14 protein-coding genes are annotated in these 16,932 nt (G+C 71.8%); 7 read left to right on the top strand and 7 right to left on the bottom strand.

Annotation, left to right across the window (positions count from 1 at the left end):
* The first annotated feature begins 109 nt into the window (after positions 1-109).
* Positions 110-1,762 (top strand): acyl-CoA dehydrogenase family protein, encoded by a 1,653-nt coding sequence (locus ABH920_RS10680; protein WP_370348745.1) that lies wholly within the window; start codon positions 110-112, stop codon positions 1,760-1,762.
* Between the two features lie 12 nt (positions 1,763-1,774).
* On the opposite strand, the gene ABH920_RS10675 is transcribed toward ABH920_RS10680, so the two are convergent.
* Positions 1,775-2,065 carry a GNAT family N-acetyltransferase gene (locus ABH920_RS10675; RefSeq protein WP_370348744.1) on the bottom strand — a complete coding sequence of 97 codons (291 nt, stop codon included), beginning with the start codon at positions 2,063-2,065 and terminating at the stop codon, positions 1,775-1,777.
* A gap of 83 nt (positions 2,066-2,148) precedes the next feature.
* On the opposite strand from ABH920_RS10675, the gene ABH920_RS10670 reads away from it, so the two are divergent.
* Positions 2,149-3,090, top strand: coding sequence for a pseudouridine-5'-phosphate glycosidase (locus ABH920_RS10670; protein WP_370348743.1), 942 nt, complete (start codon positions 2,149-2,151; stop codon positions 3,088-3,090).
* A 28-nt stretch (positions 3,091-3,118) separates the two neighbouring features.
* On the top strand, positions 3,119-4,078 hold the full coding sequence (locus tag ABH920_RS10665; protein ID WP_370348742.1) for a carbohydrate kinase family protein: 960 nt from the start codon (positions 3,119-3,121) through the stop codon (positions 4,076-4,078).
* Between the two features lie 171 nt (positions 4,079-4,249).
* Here ABH920_RS10665 and ABH920_RS10660 read toward each other — a convergent pair whose 3' ends face one another.
* The 5 genes from ABH920_RS10660 to ABH920_RS10640 all read right to left on the bottom strand — a co-directional run bounded on the left by ABH920_RS10660 (position 4,250) and on the right by ABH920_RS10640 (position 8,103).
* Positions 4,250-4,909 (bottom strand): ABC transporter, encoded by a 660-nt coding sequence (locus tag ABH920_RS10660; protein WP_370348741.1) that lies wholly within the window; start codon positions 4,907-4,909, stop codon positions 4,250-4,252.
* A complete protein-coding gene (locus ABH920_RS10655) occupies positions 4,909-5,754 on the bottom strand; it encodes an ATP-binding cassette domain-containing protein (protein WP_370348740.1) in 846 nt (281 codons plus the stop codon). The genes ABH920_RS10660 and ABH920_RS10655 overlap by 1 nt, the downstream gene beginning before the upstream one ends.
* A gap of 44 nt (positions 5,755-5,798) precedes the next feature.
* Positions 5,799-5,999, bottom strand: coding sequence for a hypothetical protein (locus ABH920_RS10650; protein WP_370348739.1), 201 nt, complete (start codon positions 5,997-5,999; stop codon positions 5,799-5,801).
* Between the two features lie 82 nt (positions 6,000-6,081).
* The gene (locus tag ABH920_RS10645) at positions 6,082-6,975 is read right to left on the bottom strand and encodes a hypothetical protein (protein ID WP_370348738.1); all 894 of its coding nucleotides are present in this window, start codon (positions 6,973-6,975) and stop codon (positions 6,082-6,084) included.
* A gap of 3 nt (positions 6,976-6,978) precedes the next feature.
* Positions 6,979-8,103: an SPFH domain-containing protein gene (locus ABH920_RS10640; protein ID WP_370348737.1), complete on the bottom strand. Its 1,125-nt coding sequence runs from the start codon at positions 8,101-8,103 to the stop codon at positions 6,979-6,981.
* Between the two features lie 280 nt (positions 8,104-8,383).
* Between ABH920_RS10640 and ABH920_RS10635 the strand changes: the two genes are divergently transcribed.
* Positions 8,384-9,238, top strand: coding sequence for a FadR/GntR family transcriptional regulator (locus ABH920_RS10635; RefSeq protein WP_370348736.1), 855 nt, complete (start codon positions 8,384-8,386; stop codon positions 9,236-9,238).
* A 327-nt stretch (positions 9,239-9,565) separates the two neighbouring features.
* Positions 9,566-11,251, top strand: a complete 1,686-nt coding sequence (locus ABH920_RS10630) for an RNA polymerase sigma factor (RefSeq protein WP_370348735.1) — start codon at positions 9,566-9,568, stop codon at positions 11,249-11,251.
* Positions 11,252-11,528: 277 nt separating this feature from the next.
* Here ABH920_RS10630 and ABH920_RS10625 read toward each other — a convergent pair whose 3' ends face one another.
* Positions 11,529-11,768, bottom strand: a complete 240-nt coding sequence (locus tag ABH920_RS10625) for a hypothetical protein (RefSeq protein WP_370348734.1) — start codon at positions 11,766-11,768, stop codon at positions 11,529-11,531.
* 337 nt (positions 11,769-12,105) lie between these two features.
* Here ABH920_RS10625 and ABH920_RS10620 point away from each other — a divergent pair, with 337 nt between their 5' ends.
* Positions 12,106-14,211, top strand: coding sequence for a type IIA DNA topoisomerase subunit B (locus ABH920_RS10620; RefSeq protein ID WP_370348733.1), 2,106 nt, complete (start codon positions 12,106-12,108; stop codon positions 14,209-14,211).
* Between the two features lie 2 nt (positions 14,212-14,213).
* Positions 14,214-16,925, top strand: coding sequence for a hypothetical protein (locus ABH920_RS10615; protein ID WP_370348732.1), 2,712 nt, complete (start codon positions 14,214-14,216; stop codon positions 16,923-16,925).
* The last annotated feature ends 7 nt before the right edge of the window (positions 16,926-16,932 follow it).

Here is a 16,932-nt window from a genome sequence, read left to right as displayed (position 1 = left end):
GACAATCGGGTCGTTGTTACTAACGGGTAGCGAACACTAGGATCGGGTACTACGTTAACGGCAGCACGACGCAGTACCAGCATCACGCCGAAACGGAGATGACCGGCTCATGCCCGAAGGCACCCTCGTCGGCCCCGCCGACGAGCCCCTGAACCAGGTTCCGCCGCTGGCCGGGTACAACGCCTACACCGCCGACCCGGCGCTCGTCGCGGCCGTGGCGCGGCTGTTCGGCAGCGGTTCGGCGACCGACACCGAGCTGACCGGGCTCGGAGCACTGGCCGGCTCCTTCGAGGCCCGCGAATGGGGACGTCTGGCGGAGGCGAACCACCCGATCCTGCGGACCCACGACCGCTACGGCCGCCGCATCGACGAGGTCGAGTTCCACCCGGCCTGGCACGAGCTGATGACCGTCGCCGTGCGCCACGGCATCGCCGCCGCGCCCTGGCTGGAGGACGCCGGCACCCTGCGGCACACCGCCCGCGCCGCCAAGATGCTGGTCTGGGGCCAGACCGAGGGCGGCCACCTGTGCCCGGTCTCGATGACCTACGCGGCGGTCCCGGCGCTGGCCGCCGACCCGATGCTGGCCGCGGAGTGGACCCCGCGCCTGGCGTCCACGAGCTACGACTTCGGCCTGCGCGACCCCGCCACCAAGGCCGGCTGCCTGGCCGGGATGGGTATGACCGAGAAGCAGGGCGGCTCCGACGTCCGTGCGAACACCACCCGCGCCACCCAGGTCTCCGGCTCCGACCGCGAGTACACGCTGATCGGCCACAAGTGGTTCACCTCCGCGCCGATGTGCGACGTGTTCCTGGTCCTGGCCCAGGCCCCCGGCGGCCTGTCGTGCTTCGTGATCCCGCGCGTGCTCCCGGACGGCACCCGCAACTCCTTCCGCCTGCAGCGCCTGAAGGACAAGCTGGGCAACCGCGCGAACGCCTCCTCAGAGGTCGAATTCCACAACACCCGCGCCTGGCGCCTCGGCGACGAGGGCCGCGGTGTGGCCACCATCATCGAGATGGTCGCCATGACCCGCCTGGACTGCGTCACCGGCTCCGCCTCGCTGATGCGCGCGGCACTCGCCGAGGCGGTGCACCACACGCGGCACCGCATGGCGTTCGGCAAGCTGCTCGCCGACCAGCCGCTGATGCGCAACGTGCTGGCCGACCTCGCGCTGGAGTCCGAGGCGGCGACGCTCACCTCCCTGCACCTCGCGGCGGCCACGGACGCCGGCTCCGACGAGTCGGCGCGGAAGTTCCGCCGCATCGGCCTGGCCGTGGCGAAGTTCTGGGTCACCAAGCGCTGTGCGCCCTTCGCGGCAGAGGCGCTGGAATGCCTCGGTGGGAACGGCTACGTCGAGGAGTCCGGTATGCCGCGGCTCTATAGGGAAGCGCCGCTGAACTCCATCTGGGAAGGCTCTGGGAACGTCAACGCATTGGACGTACTGCGCGCTCTGGGTAGGGAAGACGGAGTGTGGGACGCGTTCTGCACAGAGGTCGGCGCGGCACGCGGGACCGACGCGCGCTTCGACGCGGCGTTCAAGGAGCTCCAGGACGAGCTGTCCTCGGTGGACGAGGCCGGCGCGCGTCGGTTCGTGGAGCGCATGGCGTTGCTTCTGCAGGGCTCTCTGATGCTCCGCTACGCGCCTACGGAGAACGCCGACGCATTCGTCGCCTCCCGGCTTGCCGGCGACTGGGGCCGGAGCTTCGGGACGCTGCCGCGCGGTCTGGAGATCGAGAAGATCGCCGCGCGGGCGCTGGCGGTCTGAAGGCAGACCCGCTCAGCGCGAGACGACCAGATCCGCGTACTGAGGGTTCTTCTCTATGTACGCGGCGACGAACCAACACTGCGGCAACACCTTCAGGCCGTGCTCCCGCGCGTCGTCCAACGCTCGCTCGGCCATCAGTCCGCCGAAGCCGCGGCCTTCGTACTGCGGTTCCACGACGGTGTGCGGCATGACGACCACCCCCTCGTGCACGGAGTACGCCAGGACGCCGACGAGCGCGCCGTTCACGCGCGCTTCGTACCGCTTGCGCTCCTGGTTGTCGACCACCGTGACCTCGTCGTTCACAACCCGCCTCCGGCTCCCTCTACGATCTTCAGTAGTGTTCGCACCAGCGTAACCGGGACGGTTTTTATGCCCAGGAGGCAGAAGTGACAGTGGACGGCGAAGGCCTCCGGATCCACCCCGAGGTGATCGAAGCGCTGGAGTCGGACACCCCGGTGGTGGCGCTGGAGTCGACGATCATCAGCCATGGGCTGCCGCGTCCGGACAACCTGCGGGTGGCCCGCGAGATCGAGCAGACCGTGCGGGACCACGGCGGTGTGCCGGCCACCATCGCGGTGATCGAGGGCAAGCCGTGCGTCGGGTTGTTCGACGAGGAGCTGCGGCTCATCGCGGAGTCCGACGACGTGGTCAAGCTCGGCGTGCGCGACCTCGGTGTCGCCGCGGCCAAGGGCCTGCACGGCGCGACGACCGTCGCGGCGACCGCATCGCTGGCGGCTCAGGCCGATATCGACGTGTTCGCCACCGGCGGCCTCGGCGGCGTGCACCGCCACGCCCGGGACACCTGGGACGAGTCCGCCGACCTGACCGCGCTGTCGCGGATCCCGATGGCGGTGGTGTGCGCCGGGGTGAAGTCGATCCTGGACGTGCCGGCGACGCTGGAGCGCCTGGAGACGCTGAACGTCCCGGTCTTCGGCTACCGGACGACCCAGTTCCCCGGCTTCTACCTCGCCGACTCCGGCCACGCGCTGGAGTGGAGCTTCGACTTCGCCGAGGAGATCGCCGACGCGGTGCTGCAGCACTGGCAGCTGGCGTGGCCGGCGGTGTCCAGCGGCGTGCTGATCGCCAACCCGATCCCGGTCGAGGACCAGCTGGACCCGGTGCTGCACGACCGGATCCTGAACGAGGCCATGGCGGCGGCGGAGAAGGACGGGATCAGCGGCAAGGACGTCACGCCGTTCCTGCTGGAGTTCTTCCACCGGGAGACCGGCGGCGAGTCGCTGCGCGCGAACGTGCTGCTGGTGAAGCGCAACGCCGAGCTCGCCACCCGGATCGCGGCGGAGATCATCGACGCCGCGCCGAACCAATAGCGCAGCCCTGATGCCACCGGAGCCGCCGATGCCGCCTGGGCCGCCGATATCCGCGGCCGGTGCGGCGGGCACGGCGGGCATGGCGGGCGCGGCGGCGCCGATCCTGGTGATCGGCGACCTGATGGTCGACGTCCTGGCGCGGCTGAACGGGCCGCTGGTCGCCGCCTCCGACAGCCCGGGCAGCATCTCGATGCGCGGCGGCGGATCGGCGGCCAACACGGCGTGCTGGCTCGCCGCCACCGGGTCCGAGGCGCTGTTCGTGGGCTGCGTCGGCGACGACCTGCCGGGGCGCGAGGCGGCGGAGGCGCTGCACGCGTGCGGGGTGCGGACGATGCTGAAGGTGGACCCGTCGCGGCCGACCGGCACCGTGGTGGTGCTGGTCGACCCGACCGGCGAGCGCACGATGGTCCCGGACTCCGGCGCGAACAGCGCGCTGACCCCGATGGACCTGCCGAAGGACGAGTTCCTCCCGGGCCGGCACCTGCACCTGTCGGGCTACACGATCCTGAACCCCTCGACCCGGGCGGCCGGCGTCGCGGCCCTGGAGCTCGCGCGCCGTCGGGGGATGACGACCTCGGTGGACGTGGCGTCGGCGGGGCCGCTGGCCGCGGTGGGACCGGACCGCTTCCTGGACTGGATCGGCGACCCCTTCATGCTGATCGCCAACCGCGACGAGGCGGCGGTCCTGACCGGCATCGACGACGACCCGGTGGCGGCGACCCGGGCGCTGACGGAGCTGTGCGACCAGGTGGTGGTGAAGCTCGGCGCGGACGGCGTGGTCCGGCACGACGCGCTGTTCGACCGCACGATCCGGGTCCCGGCGGAGCAGCTGGCGCCGGGGGAGCTGGTCGACACGACCGGCGCCGGGGACGCGTTCGCGGCGGGGTACCTGGCGGCGTGGATGCGGGACGAGGATCCGGAGGAGGCGCTGGCGGCCGGGTGCCGGTTGGCGGCTCGGGTGATTCGGAAGGTCGGCGCGCGGCCTTAGGGGGAGTTGATCGATTCGGCGGCAGTGCGAAACCGGGCCCAAGCCGGCTACGGGCCGGAGCGTGAGCTGAGTCGGCTACGGGCCGGAGCGTGAGCTGAGTCGGCTGCGGGCCGGAGCGTGAGCTGAGTCGGGGCTGGAGCGCGGGCGCGCCGGCCGGATTCGGCGGCGGCTTCAGTCCGTCTCGCCGACGTGGAACTCCTTGCGCGCGGCCACATACGTCGACACCGTCCAGCACACCGCTGTCGCGGCGATCACCAACACCGCCGGCAGCAGCGGCAGCCGTGGGGCCCGGTCGATCGGGGTGATCCCGCGGATGGCCGCGTTCACCGGCGAGCCGGCGGCCACCAGCACCGTGATGGCCAGGATGCCGGCGATCGGGATGGCCCAGGTGGCGCGGATCAGGAGCGGCGGGTTGCACAGGGCGCCGACTGCGCTGCCGGCGACGACGCAGGTCGCCATCGTGAGCAGGCCCGCGGTCAGTGCGGTCGTGGGGTGGACGCTGCCGACCGCGGCCAGCATGCCCGCCGCGCCGCCGGCCGCCGGGACGAAGCCGACGATCGCCGCCGCGGCCAGTGCCGCGATGTGCGGGCGCCGCGGGCCCACGGCTCCGGCCACGCAGTGCCGCGCGGCCTCGGGTTCGGCGGTCAGGGCGGCGCGCGTCAGCCAGGCCACCGACGGGACCAGGCCCGCGCCGGCGTACCCGAGGGCTTCGCCGACCTTCGCCGAGCCCTGTGTTCCGATGCTGACGATCGCCGCGTAGAAGATCGTCGCCGGGAGCCAGCGGCCGGAGCGCAGGAGGAGTGCGACGTAGTAGCGGATCAGTGCCGACATCAGGATGCCTCCTTCGCACGGATCTGAGCGGAGGACTGCGATACAGCGACGATGTGTAGCTCCGGTCCGAGGGCCAGGAGACGCCTCAGCACCTCGTCCGAGAGGGCTGCATCGACGACGATCCGGTGCAGGCCATCGCCCCCTGAGGTGATCTCGGCCCCCGGCAGGAGTGAGAGCTCGGTCGGGATGCCAGTCACCTCGATGGTGATCAGCTGCGACTTGGCAACGGCATCGCGAGCGAACTCCTCGTCAGCCGCATGAAGCGCCCCGTCCCGCACCACCCACCGCTCGTCCGTGCCGTCCCCCAGCCGCGCCGGATCGTGGTCCACGAACACCACGCACGCCCCGTCCCCGGCCCGCTCCCGCACCACCTCAGCGAGCTCGTCGCGGGCCGCGACGTCCAACCCCGTCCACGCCTCGTCCAGCACCAGCAGCTCCGGATCGCCGAGCAGCGCCTGCGCCACGGCGATCTTCTGCGACGTCCCCTTCGACAGCTCCTTCATCGCGGTCCCGGCGAACTGCGCCGCCCCGAACCGCTCCAGCCACCGCGTGCCCTGCGACGCCGCGACGCCCCGCATCCGTGCGTGGTGCCGCAGGTACTGCCCGGCGGTGAACGGCAGCGCGGGCGGGAACCGCTCCGGCACGTAGCCGGTCGACGGACGTCCGTTCACCCGACCTCTGGACGGCTCCGCGATCCCCGCGATCACCCGCAGCAGCGTCGACTTCCCGCTGCCGTTGTGGCCGTGGATCCGCACGACCCGCCCCGGCCGCAGCTCCAGCCGCACGTCACGCAGTACCCATGGCCCGCCGACGCGATACCGCTTGCCGATCCCCTCGAGAAGCACGCTCCCAGTCTGCCGCCCCGGAGCAGGCGAACGCAGCCCGGGCATCATCGACCGCTGTGATGGCCGCGCAAGCCCACGACCGTCGCGATCACCCCGGCGGCCGCGATGAACCCGCCGATCATCAGCGGTCCGTCATAGGTGTGCGCGGGAGCGGCCAGCGCGAGCAGCGAATAGTGCACGTTCCACACGATCCCCGCGACGAACGCCAGGAACCCCGCCAGCGCGAGCTGTTCCGAGTTCTTCATGGCCGTCCCCATCCCCGATCAGAGCACTCACTCCTAAGAGTGCCCAGTCCGATCCTGTCTAGACCACCAGCCCGACCACCAGCTAGACCACCAACCGCAGATGCCGCTCCGCCGCCCGGATCCGCACCGTCTGCCCCCACCCCAGCGACAGCCGGTCGGCCTCGATCCCGTCCCCGAACACCACCAGCGACTCGCCCTCGATCCGCACCGTCAGCTCCGCGCCGTCCGGAAGCAGCCCCTCGGTCAGCGCGGCCCCCGTCGTCGGCGACGGCCACGCCTCCCGCACGAACCACCCCAGCTCCGGATCCGTCGGCCCCGGCAACGCGATCTGCCGGGCCCGCTGCCGGGCGATCGACAGCAGCCACCCCGTGGCCCCCGTCCCGGACCCCACCAACAGCCCCGACGACGAGTGGTGCTCCTCCTCGCCCTCCGGAGTGCTCAGCAGGTACCGCGCGGACTGGTGTCCGGAGTGCCCCAGGTACACCTCGTTCAGTGCCAGCAGCGACTCCCCGTCGTCGGTCGCCGCCGACACCATCGTCCGCGCCTCGACCCGCGCCCGGCCGGCGTTGATCCCGGCGAGCAAGGACTCGAAGTCCTTGGGGGAGTGCCGCACCAGCACCCCCATGTTCCGGCCGGGATCGGGGTCGATCCCGATCACCGGCTGGCCGTCCAGGTACTTCGCGGTGTTGGCGACCAGGCCGTCCTGGCCGACCACCACCACGACGTCCTCCGGCTCGAACAGGAACCGCGGCAGGTCGGCCCGCTCGACCGTCCCGCGGCGCCACTCCTTCGGGATCGTCGCGGAGACCGCCTGCACGGCGCCGCTCAGCATCTCGTGCCGCTTCTTCACCGACGACAGCGACACCCCGCGCCGCTTCTGCACGAACTCCGCCTGCCCCCACGTGCCCTGCTCGGCGACGATCTCGTCCCGCTCGCTGTGCCGGTGCACGACGACCACCCGCGGCGCCACGGCCATCGCTCAGGACCCCGCGCCCTGGGCGGCCCCGCCCGCCCCGTTCGCCAGCTTCGACAGCAGCCCGGTCACCACGTCCGGCGTCAGGTTCACCGTCCCGATCTCCGGCAGCTGCCCGGCGAACTCGCGCAGCGCCAGCGCGAACAGCACGTTGCGGTCCAGCCCCGCGTACGCCGCCAGCTTCGCCGCCTCGTTCTCCGCCTGCGCCGCACCGACGGCCCGCAGGTCCTCGACGTTGGCCGAGGAGCGCGTCCGCAGTGCGTCGGCGTCGGCTTCGGCGACGATCCGGGCCCGCTCGGCGTTCGACGCGGTGGCGATCCGGGCGCGCTCCGCCTCGCCCTCGGCCGCGATCCGGGCCCGGTCGGAGTCGCCCTCGGCGGCGATCCGCGCCGCGGCCGCCTGCTCGGTCGCGCGGCGGCGCGCGTTCTGGCCCTCCTGCGCGACCAGGTTCTCCTCGCGCATGGCCAGCTCGATCTTGCTCTGCAGCTCGTTCTCGGTGATCGCGCGCTCGCGCTCGACCGCCAGCGCCCGGCGCTCGAACCCGGCGCGGTCCGCCTCCTGCTGGATCAGCTCCCTGGTCGGGGTGCGCAGCGCGCGCTCCACGTCGGCCTCCGGCTTCACCGCGACCACCCGGACCCCGATCACGCCGATGCCGGTCTCGGCCAGGCGCTCGTCCGCGGCCAGGCCGCCGGCCACCCGCTCCTGGACCGCGGCGGTGCCCGAGGCGAGCGTCTCGGCCAGCTCCAGGGTCGCGATCAGGGTCAGCGCGTGCTGCTGGGCCAGCTCCGTGAGCAGCGTCGCGACCTGCTCCAGCGGGGTGGCCCGCCACTGGCCGGTGAGCGGGTCGACGGCGAAGTCCAGGCGGCGGGTGGCCACCGCCGGGTCGATGAAGCGGTAGGTCATCGAGGCCTGCACGGCGACGTCCTGGAAGTCCTTGGTGCGCGCGTGGAACAGCATCGGCAGCTCGCGGTCGTCGACCGGGACCTCGGCCAGCACCGCGCTCAGCGGCCGGAACCAGAACGCCTGGCCGGTGCCCTCGTGCGCGACCTTGCCGCGCCGCAGGTGCACCACGTGGTTGGTCGGGCTGCCCCGGAAGTGGCTCAGGAACAGCCGCTTGGTGATGTCCGCCATTTCTCTCCCCCAAGAAATTCGAAGCTGTGCGTTGCGAGACGCTGCGACGGTAGCCCCTCGGACCTCTTATCGTCAAGCTGACGAGAAAAGGTCCCGGCGGCGTCGGGAGACTCAATATCCGCATACTCGACGCCCTGGCCGCCGCGCGACGAGGAAACGTCCGCGTCCTTGAGCCCGGGCGACGTCCCGACCTGCGGGTGATCATTCCGACGGGTGACATCGGGCCGACTATCGGCTAAGAATCCTCAAGTCCGCGGGTGGTGCGGCCGACGACAACAACATGAGCATTCCTACACACATGACCGGGACCGTCGCGCCCGTCGACACCCTTCCCGCCGCACCGTCCCCCGTCGCCAACACCCTGGCCGCCGCGGCCGGCGGCACGATGACCGACTCCTACCTGTCCCTGCGCGCCGGCACCCAGGCCCGCGGGCTGCACGGCCAGCTGGTCCAGCAGCTCGGCCGGATGATCGTGGCCGGCGAGCTCGGCGCGGACCGGCCGCTGGTCCCCGAGGAGATCGGCCGCCGCTTCGAGGTCTCGCGCACCGTGGTCCGCGAGTCGCTGCGGGTGCTGGAGGCCAAGGGCATGGTGACCGCGCGGCCGAACGTCGGGACCCGGATCCGCCCGGTCCCGGAGTGGAACCTGCTGGACCCGGACGTCATCGAGTGGCGCGCGGCCGGGGTCGCGGGCCTGGACCAGTGCCGCGAGCTGGCCGAGCTGCGCTGCGCGTTCGAGCCGCTGGCCGCGCAGCTGGCCGCGGGCCGGCTCTCGGAGTCCGCCGCGGCCCGGCTCTCGGAGCTGGCCGTGCTGCTGAAGCAGGCCGCCGCCAACGGCGACCAGCCCGGCTACGCCAAGGTCGACGGCGAGTTCCACGCGGTGCTGGTGGCCGAGTGCCCGAACCGGATGGTGGAGCACCTGGCGCGGGTGGTGACCGGGGCGGCCGAGAGCGCCGGGGTGCGGCGCCGGTCCTGCGGGCCGATGGGCGACGCCGGCGCGGCGGCGCACCAGCGGCTGGCCGACGAGATCGCGGCCGGCGACGGTGCGGCGGCGGCCGGTGTGATGCGTGCCATGCTCTCGGCTCAGCTCGAGGAGCACACTCCGGCCTACGGGCTGCCCGGACAGCGCGGACAGTGAACAGCCGGTGATCGATCGAGCCCGGTTCGGTAACCGGATCGTCGATCGGTGGTGCGGGGCACCGCCGCCTCGGGGGACGCCGAGAGGCGTTCAGTAGGCGGTGCCCGCCGATTACCCGGTATCCAGTCCCCGGGGAATACATCGGCGTGCCACAATGCTATGTCGCGTGCAATGCGGAACGACCGGGTGCGACCGGCCGGATCCGCGGCGCGATCGGAATCTTCCACACGAACCCGACACAGAGCAAGACGGTCCGCGTACCTTGCGGGCTGTATCCCGGCTCACGTCGGAAGCGGGTGGTTGCCATCCAGTAGCGAGAGGGTTTTCGTGTCGGCCAGCACTTCCCGTCCACTGCCCGCCGAGATCGCCGAGTCCGCCCACCTCGTGGCGCTCATCGAGCGGGGCAGGGCGCAGGGACACATTGCCGCAGACGAGGTGCGGCAAGCCTTTGAAGAGGCGGACATCCCGATGGCCAAGGCCAAGAGCGTCATGCGGGCCCTGACCACCGTACTGCACGAGGAGGGCGTCGACCTGACGGTCAACGCCGCGCAGAGCGCCGGGGTCGCGCGCAAGCGCGTCGCCGCGGCGAGCAAGACGGCGGCCAAGAAGACGACCACGGCCACCGCGGCCAAGACGACCACGGCCAAGAAGGCCGTCGCCAAGCCCGCGGCCCCCGTGCTCGCCACCGCCAACGGCGCGTCCGAGGACGCGGACGCCGAGGCCGCCAAGGCCCCGGCCAAGAAGACCGCGGTGAAGAAGGCCGTGGCGAAGAAGACGACGGCGGCCGCCGACGGCGAGGCCGAGACCGGCAACGGCCCGGCCAAGAAGGGCGCGGCGAAGAAGGCCGCCCCGGCCAAGAAGGGCGCGTCCGGCAAGAAGGACGGCGACGAGGACGGCGACGAGGCCGAACTCGAGGAAGACGTCGACCTGGAGCTGGAGCTCGACGACGAGGAGGCCCCCGATCTGGAGGTCGCCGCCGCCGACGAGGAAGGCGAGGAAACCACCGAGACCGAAGGCGCGGCCCCCGGCGAGGACAAGGAGGAGGGGTTCGTCCTCTCCGACGACGAGGACGACGCCCCGGCCCAGCAGGTCGCCTCCGCCGGTGCCACCGCGGACCCGGTGAAGGACTACCTCAAGCAGATCGGCAAGGTCCCGCTGCTCAACGCCGAGCAGGAGGTCGAGCTCGCCAAGCGCATCGAGGCCGGCCTGTTCGCCGAGGAGAAGCTGAACGACGGCGAGCCGCTGACCCCGGAGTTCCGGCGCGAGCTGGACATCATCGCCGAGGACGGCCGCCGGGCCAAGAACCACCTGCTGGAGGCGAACCTGCGTCTGGTGGTCTCGCTGGCCAAGCGCTACACCGGCCGCGGCATGCTGTTCCTGGACCTGATCCAGGAGGGCAACCTCGGTCTGATCCGCGCGGTGGAGAAGTTCGACTACACCAAGGGCTACAAGTTCTCGACCTACGCGACGTGGTGGATCCGTCAGGCCATCACCCGCGCCATGGCCGACCAGGCGCGGACCATCCGCATCCCGGTCCACATGGTCGAGGTCATCAACAAGCTGGCCCGTGTGCAGCGCCAGATGCTCCAGGACCTCGGGCGCGAGCCCACCCCGGAGGAGCTGGCCAAGGAGCTGGACATGACGCCTGAGAAGGTCGTCGAGGTCCAGAAGTACGGCCGCGAGCCGATCTCCCTGCACACCCCCCTCGGCGAGGACGGCGACAGCGAGTTCGGCGACCTCATCGAGGACTCCGAGGCGGTCGTCCCGGCCGACGCGGTGTCGTTCACGCTGCTGCAGGAACAGCTGCACTCGGTGCTCGACACGCTCAGCGAGCGGGAGGCCGGCGTGGTGTCCATGCGGTTCGGGCTGACCGACGGCCAGCCGAAGACGCTGGACGAGATCGGCAAGGTCTACGGGGTCACGCGCGAGCGGATCCGGCAGATCGAGAGCAAGACGATGTCCAAGCTGCGGCACCCGTCGCGGTCTCAGGTGCTGCGCGACTACCTGGACTAGGAGTCCGTCGGCAGCAGATCGGTCCGCAACGCCGAAAGTGCGGCCGTCCCGGAAGGGGCGGCCGCACTTTCATTGTGCGGTATGTGTTCCGTCGGTCACATTCAGAAAGCGAACGGCTACGGCTGGTGATCGCCGCCGTACTTCGCCGTGTGACTCAGCTCACAGCGAAGGCCCCGGCTTCCTATGGGAAACCAGGGCCTTACCGCAAGCAGTAGCCGTTATCGGATCGTCCGTCACAGGTCTACATGGTCGGGCCGGGCAGAACGGGCGCTGTGGCTCAGTGCTCGTCCTCAGCTGCGGCGACGGTCTTGGTCTCCGCCTGCGTCAGCTTGTCCGAGAAGTCGTGTATCTCGATAGCCACCTTCGACAGGCTCTCCTGGTACTTCTTGCCGTGGTGGGCGCAGAAGAGGAGCTCGCCGCCACCCAGGACGACGCGCACGTAAGCAGCGGCACCGCAGCGGTCGCAACGGTCGGAGGCCTTGAGCGGCTCAGTCGGGGTCAGTACTGCAGTGGTCACGGTCGCACCTGCTTTCTGTGTGGTACCCGGAACAACATCAAAGCAGGCGTTCGGTGTTCCCGCGCTAGTGATTCGGCGTCGAAAGCGTCACGTTCGCTCAGAGCGTACGCGGAAAGGGGCCGAACCATGAGGAAACTCAACGTTCGGTGTCGGTCCCGGCACGAAGCGTGAGCCTGCTCCCATCAGAGTGTTGCGCCGGTCACATGGACTCGCCGGGGGGAACCTCCCGGTACGCTGGCCCTGCCGTCGCTACCATTGATACGAAACTGTGTTCGAGTGACGTGAGACGATCTTGAGGTCGGTCCCGGAGACCGACGAGGGAGAGGAAGGTCCGCAAGTGAGTGCGCAAGGCAGGCCCGCGCCGTCCGCCGACAAGGACGGCTCCTACACCGCGCGGCACCTCCTTGTCCTCGAGGGACTCGACGCGGTCCGCAAGCGTCCCGGCATGTACATCGGCTCGAACGACGGCCGCGGTCTCATGCACTGCCTGTGGGAGATCATCGACAACTCGGTCGACGAGGCTCTGGCCGGGTTCGGGGACAAGATCGAGATCATCCTGCACAAGGACGGCTCGGCCGAGGTGCGGGACACCGGCCGCGGCATCCCGGTGGACGTGGAGCCCAAGACCGGCCTGAGCGGCGTCGAGGTCGTCATGACGATGCTGCACGCCGGCGGGAAGTTCGGCGGCGGCTCCTACGCCGCCTCCGGCGGCCTGCACGGCGTCGGCGCCTCGGTGGTGAACGCCCTGAGCTCCCGGGTGGACATGGAGGTCGACCGGGCCGGCAGCGTGCACGCGATCTCCTTCCAGCGCGGCGTCCCCGGGGTGTTCGACGGCGACGGTCCGGAGGCGAAGTTCAAGGCCGAGTCCGGGCTGCGCAAGGTCGGCAAGGTCTCGCGCGCCAAGGGTGCGTCCCCGACCGGGACCCGGACCAGGTTCTGGCCGGACCGGCAGATCTTCCTGAAGGACGCCGAGTTCGTCCTGGAGGACCTGCACGCCCGGGCCCGGCAGACCGCGTTCCTGGTGCCGGGGCTGACCATCGTGGTCGTCGACGAGCGCGAGGGCGGGCACGACGAGGAGGTCTTCTCCTACGCCGGCGGCATCTCGGAGTTCGTGGAGTTCCTGTCCCCGGACCGCCCGATCACCGACACCCTGCGCTTCACCGGCTCCGGCAAGTTCACCGAGACCGTGCCGGTGCTCGACGAGCAGGGGCACATGACCCCGGCGGACATCGAGCGCGAGCTGTTCGTGGACGTGGCGCTGCGCTGGGGCACCGAGTACGACACCGTGGTCCGCTCGTTCGTGAACATCATCGCCACCCCCAAGGGCGGCACCCACCTGGTCGGCTTCGGCAAGGGGCTGCTGAAGGCGGCGAACGAGCAGCTGCGGGCGGCCAAGCTGCTGAAGGTCAACGACGACGACGTGATCCGCGAGGACGTCTTCGAGGGGCTGACCGCGGTGGTCACCGTGCGGCTGGCCGAGCCGCAGTTCGAGGGCCAGACCAAGGAGGTCCTGGGCACCCCGGCGGCGAACCGGATCGTGGCCCGGGTCGTGGACAACGCGTTCAAGGAGTTCCTGACCTCGGCCAAGCGCAACGACAAGCCGATGGCCCGCGGCGTGCTGGAGAAGATCGCCAACGCCGCCCGGACCCGGATCACCGCGCGCCAGCACAAGGAGGCGCAGCGCCGCAAGAACGCGCTGGAGACCTCGGCGCTGCCGGCCAAGCTGGCCGACTGCCGCTCGGACGACGTGGACCGCTCGGAGATGTTCATCATCGAGGGTGACTCGGCGATGGGCTCGGCCAAGGCCGCGCGCAACTCGGAGTTCCAGGCGCTGCTGCCGATCCGCGGCAAGATCCTGAACGTCCAGAAGTCCTCGATCGCCGACATGCTGAAGAACGCCGAGTGCGCGGCCATCATCCAGGTCGTCGGCGCCGGCTCGGGCCGGTCGTTCGACCTGGACCAGGCGCGCTACGGCAAGGTGATCCTGATGGCCGACGCCGACGTCGACGGCTCGCACATCCGCTGCCTGCTGCTGACGCTGTTCCACCGGTACATGCGGCCGATGCTGGAGGCCGGGCGCGTCTACGCCGCCGTCCCGCCGCTGCACCGGATCGAGGTGATCGGCGCGGGCCGGGCGAAGAACGAGTACATCTACACGTACTCGGACAACGAGATGCGCCGCACGGTCGCCGAGCTGCTGAAGAAGGGCAAGCGGATCAAGGAGCCGATCCAGCGCTACAAGGGCCTGGGCGAGATGGACGCCGACCAGCTGGCCGAGACCACGATGGACCCCCGGCACCGGACGCTGCGGCGGATCACGGTGGCCGACGGCGAATCCGCCGACAAGGCCTTCGACCTGCTGATGGGCAACGACGTGGCACCGCGCCGGGAGTTCATCATCAACTCGGCGGCGGTCCTGGACCGATCCCGGATCGACGCCTAGCGATGGCGGCGGGCGGGGGGCCGGCGGCGCCGAGCACGGTGCTGCCCGCCGGGCGCGCGGCCGTGTGCCGCGCGGTGGTGGGGTGGCTGACGGCGGTTGGTCCGGCTGATGCCCCTGCGGCGGGTGCGGCAGGGGCTGCGGCTGACGGCGGCGGCTCGGGCGGTGGCGGTCGCGACGGCGGTGGTGCCAGCGGTGGTCGCGGTGGTGCCGGGGCCGGTGCGTCGGCGGAGGGCGCCGGGGTCGCGGGCGCCGGGCTGCCTCGGCTGCTGCTGGTGACCGGGCCGCGCGGCTCGGGGAAGACGTTCACCTTGGCGTGGGCGGCCTCGGAGCTGGCGGTGCTGGCCGAGGCCGCGGACGACGAGCGCTTCGCGTGGGTGTCGGCGCGGGGTCTGACGCCCCGGGTGCTGGCGTGGCAGTTGGCGGGGCAGCTCGGGGTGACGGTCGGGGACGCCAAAGGGCTCGCCGCTGCTATCGCCGCGCGACTGCGGGCGAGTGAGCGGCCTGGCGAGGATGCGGCGCGATCCGGCGGCGGGCTCGGCGGTTCGGGGTTCGGGCCCGGGGTCGCGGACGGTGTCGCGGCCGACGGCCTGAGCGGCGCGCCCGCCGGGGATGCCGATGCTCAGGGCTCTGCTGCCGGCGCCGGCCACGATGGCCACGATGGCCACCCGGGGGCTCGCGTTCCCGGCAGCCGGTCGTCTTCCACTTCCACCTGGGATTTGTCCTCCAGCGCTGCCGAGGCGCCCCACGAGACCGGCCTGTGGTCCCGTGTCACGATCCTGATCTCCGAACTCGACCTCGCCGGCCACCTGCGCGACGGCTCGGCCCGCGCGGCGGTCGTCGCCGAGCTGCTGGCGCCGCTGCTGGCGGTGCCGGGCGTGCGGCTGGTCCTGGAGTCGGCGGAGACCGACGTGGCGCAGGTCGCGGCGGCCGCCGACGCCCCGGCGACCGTCATCGACCTCGCCGAGCCGCGCTGGACCGACCGCGCCGAGTTCGCGGCGTGGCTGGACGACCTGGTGCCCTCCGGCGGCGCGGCGGCCCCGCAGGCGTACCCGAACCCCACCAAGGCCCGCGAGATCCTGAGCCTGGCCAGCAAGCGGCACGCGGGGCTGCTCGCCGCGAGCGACGAACGCCCCTGGAAGCTGGCGGCGGTCCCGTTCGACGTGGCGTTCCGCGAAGGCATCGCCGACCAGATCGTCCTGGAGCCGGCGAACCTGGTCCTGGTCCAGCAACCGGCTCTGTCCACGGCCATCGACGCCCTCGGCAGCGCCGTGGCCCCCGGCACCCGCGCCGCCTGGCGCGTGGCGGGCCAGGCCCTGACGAACTCCACGACGGTCCCCGAACGCGCGGCGATCCTGCACGGAGCCGCCCTCGCCGTCGGCGACCACGCCCTCGCCGAGGCGGTCGCGCCCTACACGCGCGGCACCCGCCCCTCGGACGGCGCGACGGTCGGCGACCCGATCCCGTGGCTCACGCGCTGGGCCGGCTGGCGTCCGCTGCCCCCGGACACACCGCGCCCCATGCCCTGGCCGGGCCCGGTCGCGGCGCTGGCGATGCGGGCCGCGGAACTGGCGGTTGAGAAGCCTGCCGGCGCCCAGGCCAGTGCGGCTGAGCCGACGGTCATGGTGCCGCTGCTCGGTGATCCGGCCAGTGGCGGCGCGCAGATAGCCGCCGGGGTGAACGGCGCTGCTTCGGGTGCTGATGCTCGGGCTGCTGGTGTGCCGCCTGTTGGCGGCGCCGCGCCGGGTGCGGACGCGTTCGGTGCTGGCGCTCGGGCCGCCGATGCATCGATAGCAACAGGTGCTGCTTCGAGTGCTGATGCGTTCGCTGCTGGTGCTGGTGCTGGTGCTGGTGCTGGTGCTGGATCTGGATCTGGATCGAGCGAAGCCGCCCTCCCGCAGCCCGTCCACGGCAGCCCCGGCATCCTGCTCACCCCGGTCGCGGCCTCGCCGGCCGGCGCCTGGCTCCCCGACCCGGAGCCGACGCCGCCGGAGGTGCTGGTCGCGATAGATGACCTGGCTCGTGCCTATCGCCTGGATCCGCGGAGCGGGCGGATCGTCGGGCGGCCTGCTTCGCCGGTGATGGTGAAGGCGCGGGCGGCCGCTGTGGTCGACGCCTCGCCGAGTTTGGTGCTCACCGATTCGAGCCGCCGGCTGGCCGCTTTGGGGCCGACGGCGCCGCGTGGAGCCGTGGCGGCGGTGCGCGATGTGCTGCCCGACACCGTCGTGACCGCGGTCGCCGTGGCGCGCGATGCGTTGGTGTTCGGGGCCGGTGACGGCCGGGTGCACGTGTGGGACGTCGACACCGAAGAGCTCATCGCCGATCCCGAGGACCAGCACTCCGGCTCCGTGACCGCGGTGGCGGCGATCTGGATGCCCGACATGGACGTGCTGTTCGCGCTGTCGGGCGGCCAGGACGGGACCTTCCGGCTGTGGGCCGTGCCCGCCGACGCCAGCCTGCTGCCGGTGGAGGACCGCGGCATGCCGGTCACCGCGGTCACGGCGGCGCTCACGGAAGTCGGCCCGGTCGCCGCGGTGGCGTGGTCGGACGGCTGTGTGACGGTGTGGGACCTCGGCGAGGCCCGCACCGGACGCCCCATCCCGCTCGGCTGGGCCCCGACAGCCCTCGCGCTCAGCGCCGACGGCCTGCTGATCGCCGCCGGCGCCGACGGGCTCATCGCGATCGACCTGCACCTCGGCGAGTTCTTCGAGGACTGAGGACGAC

Source organism: Catenulispora sp. EB89 (assembly GCF_041261445.1).
Taxonomy (GTDB): domain Bacteria; phylum Actinomycetota; class Actinomycetes; order Streptomycetales; family Catenulisporaceae; genus Catenulispora.
This window is presented reverse-complemented; position numbering and strand designations above follow the sequence as displayed.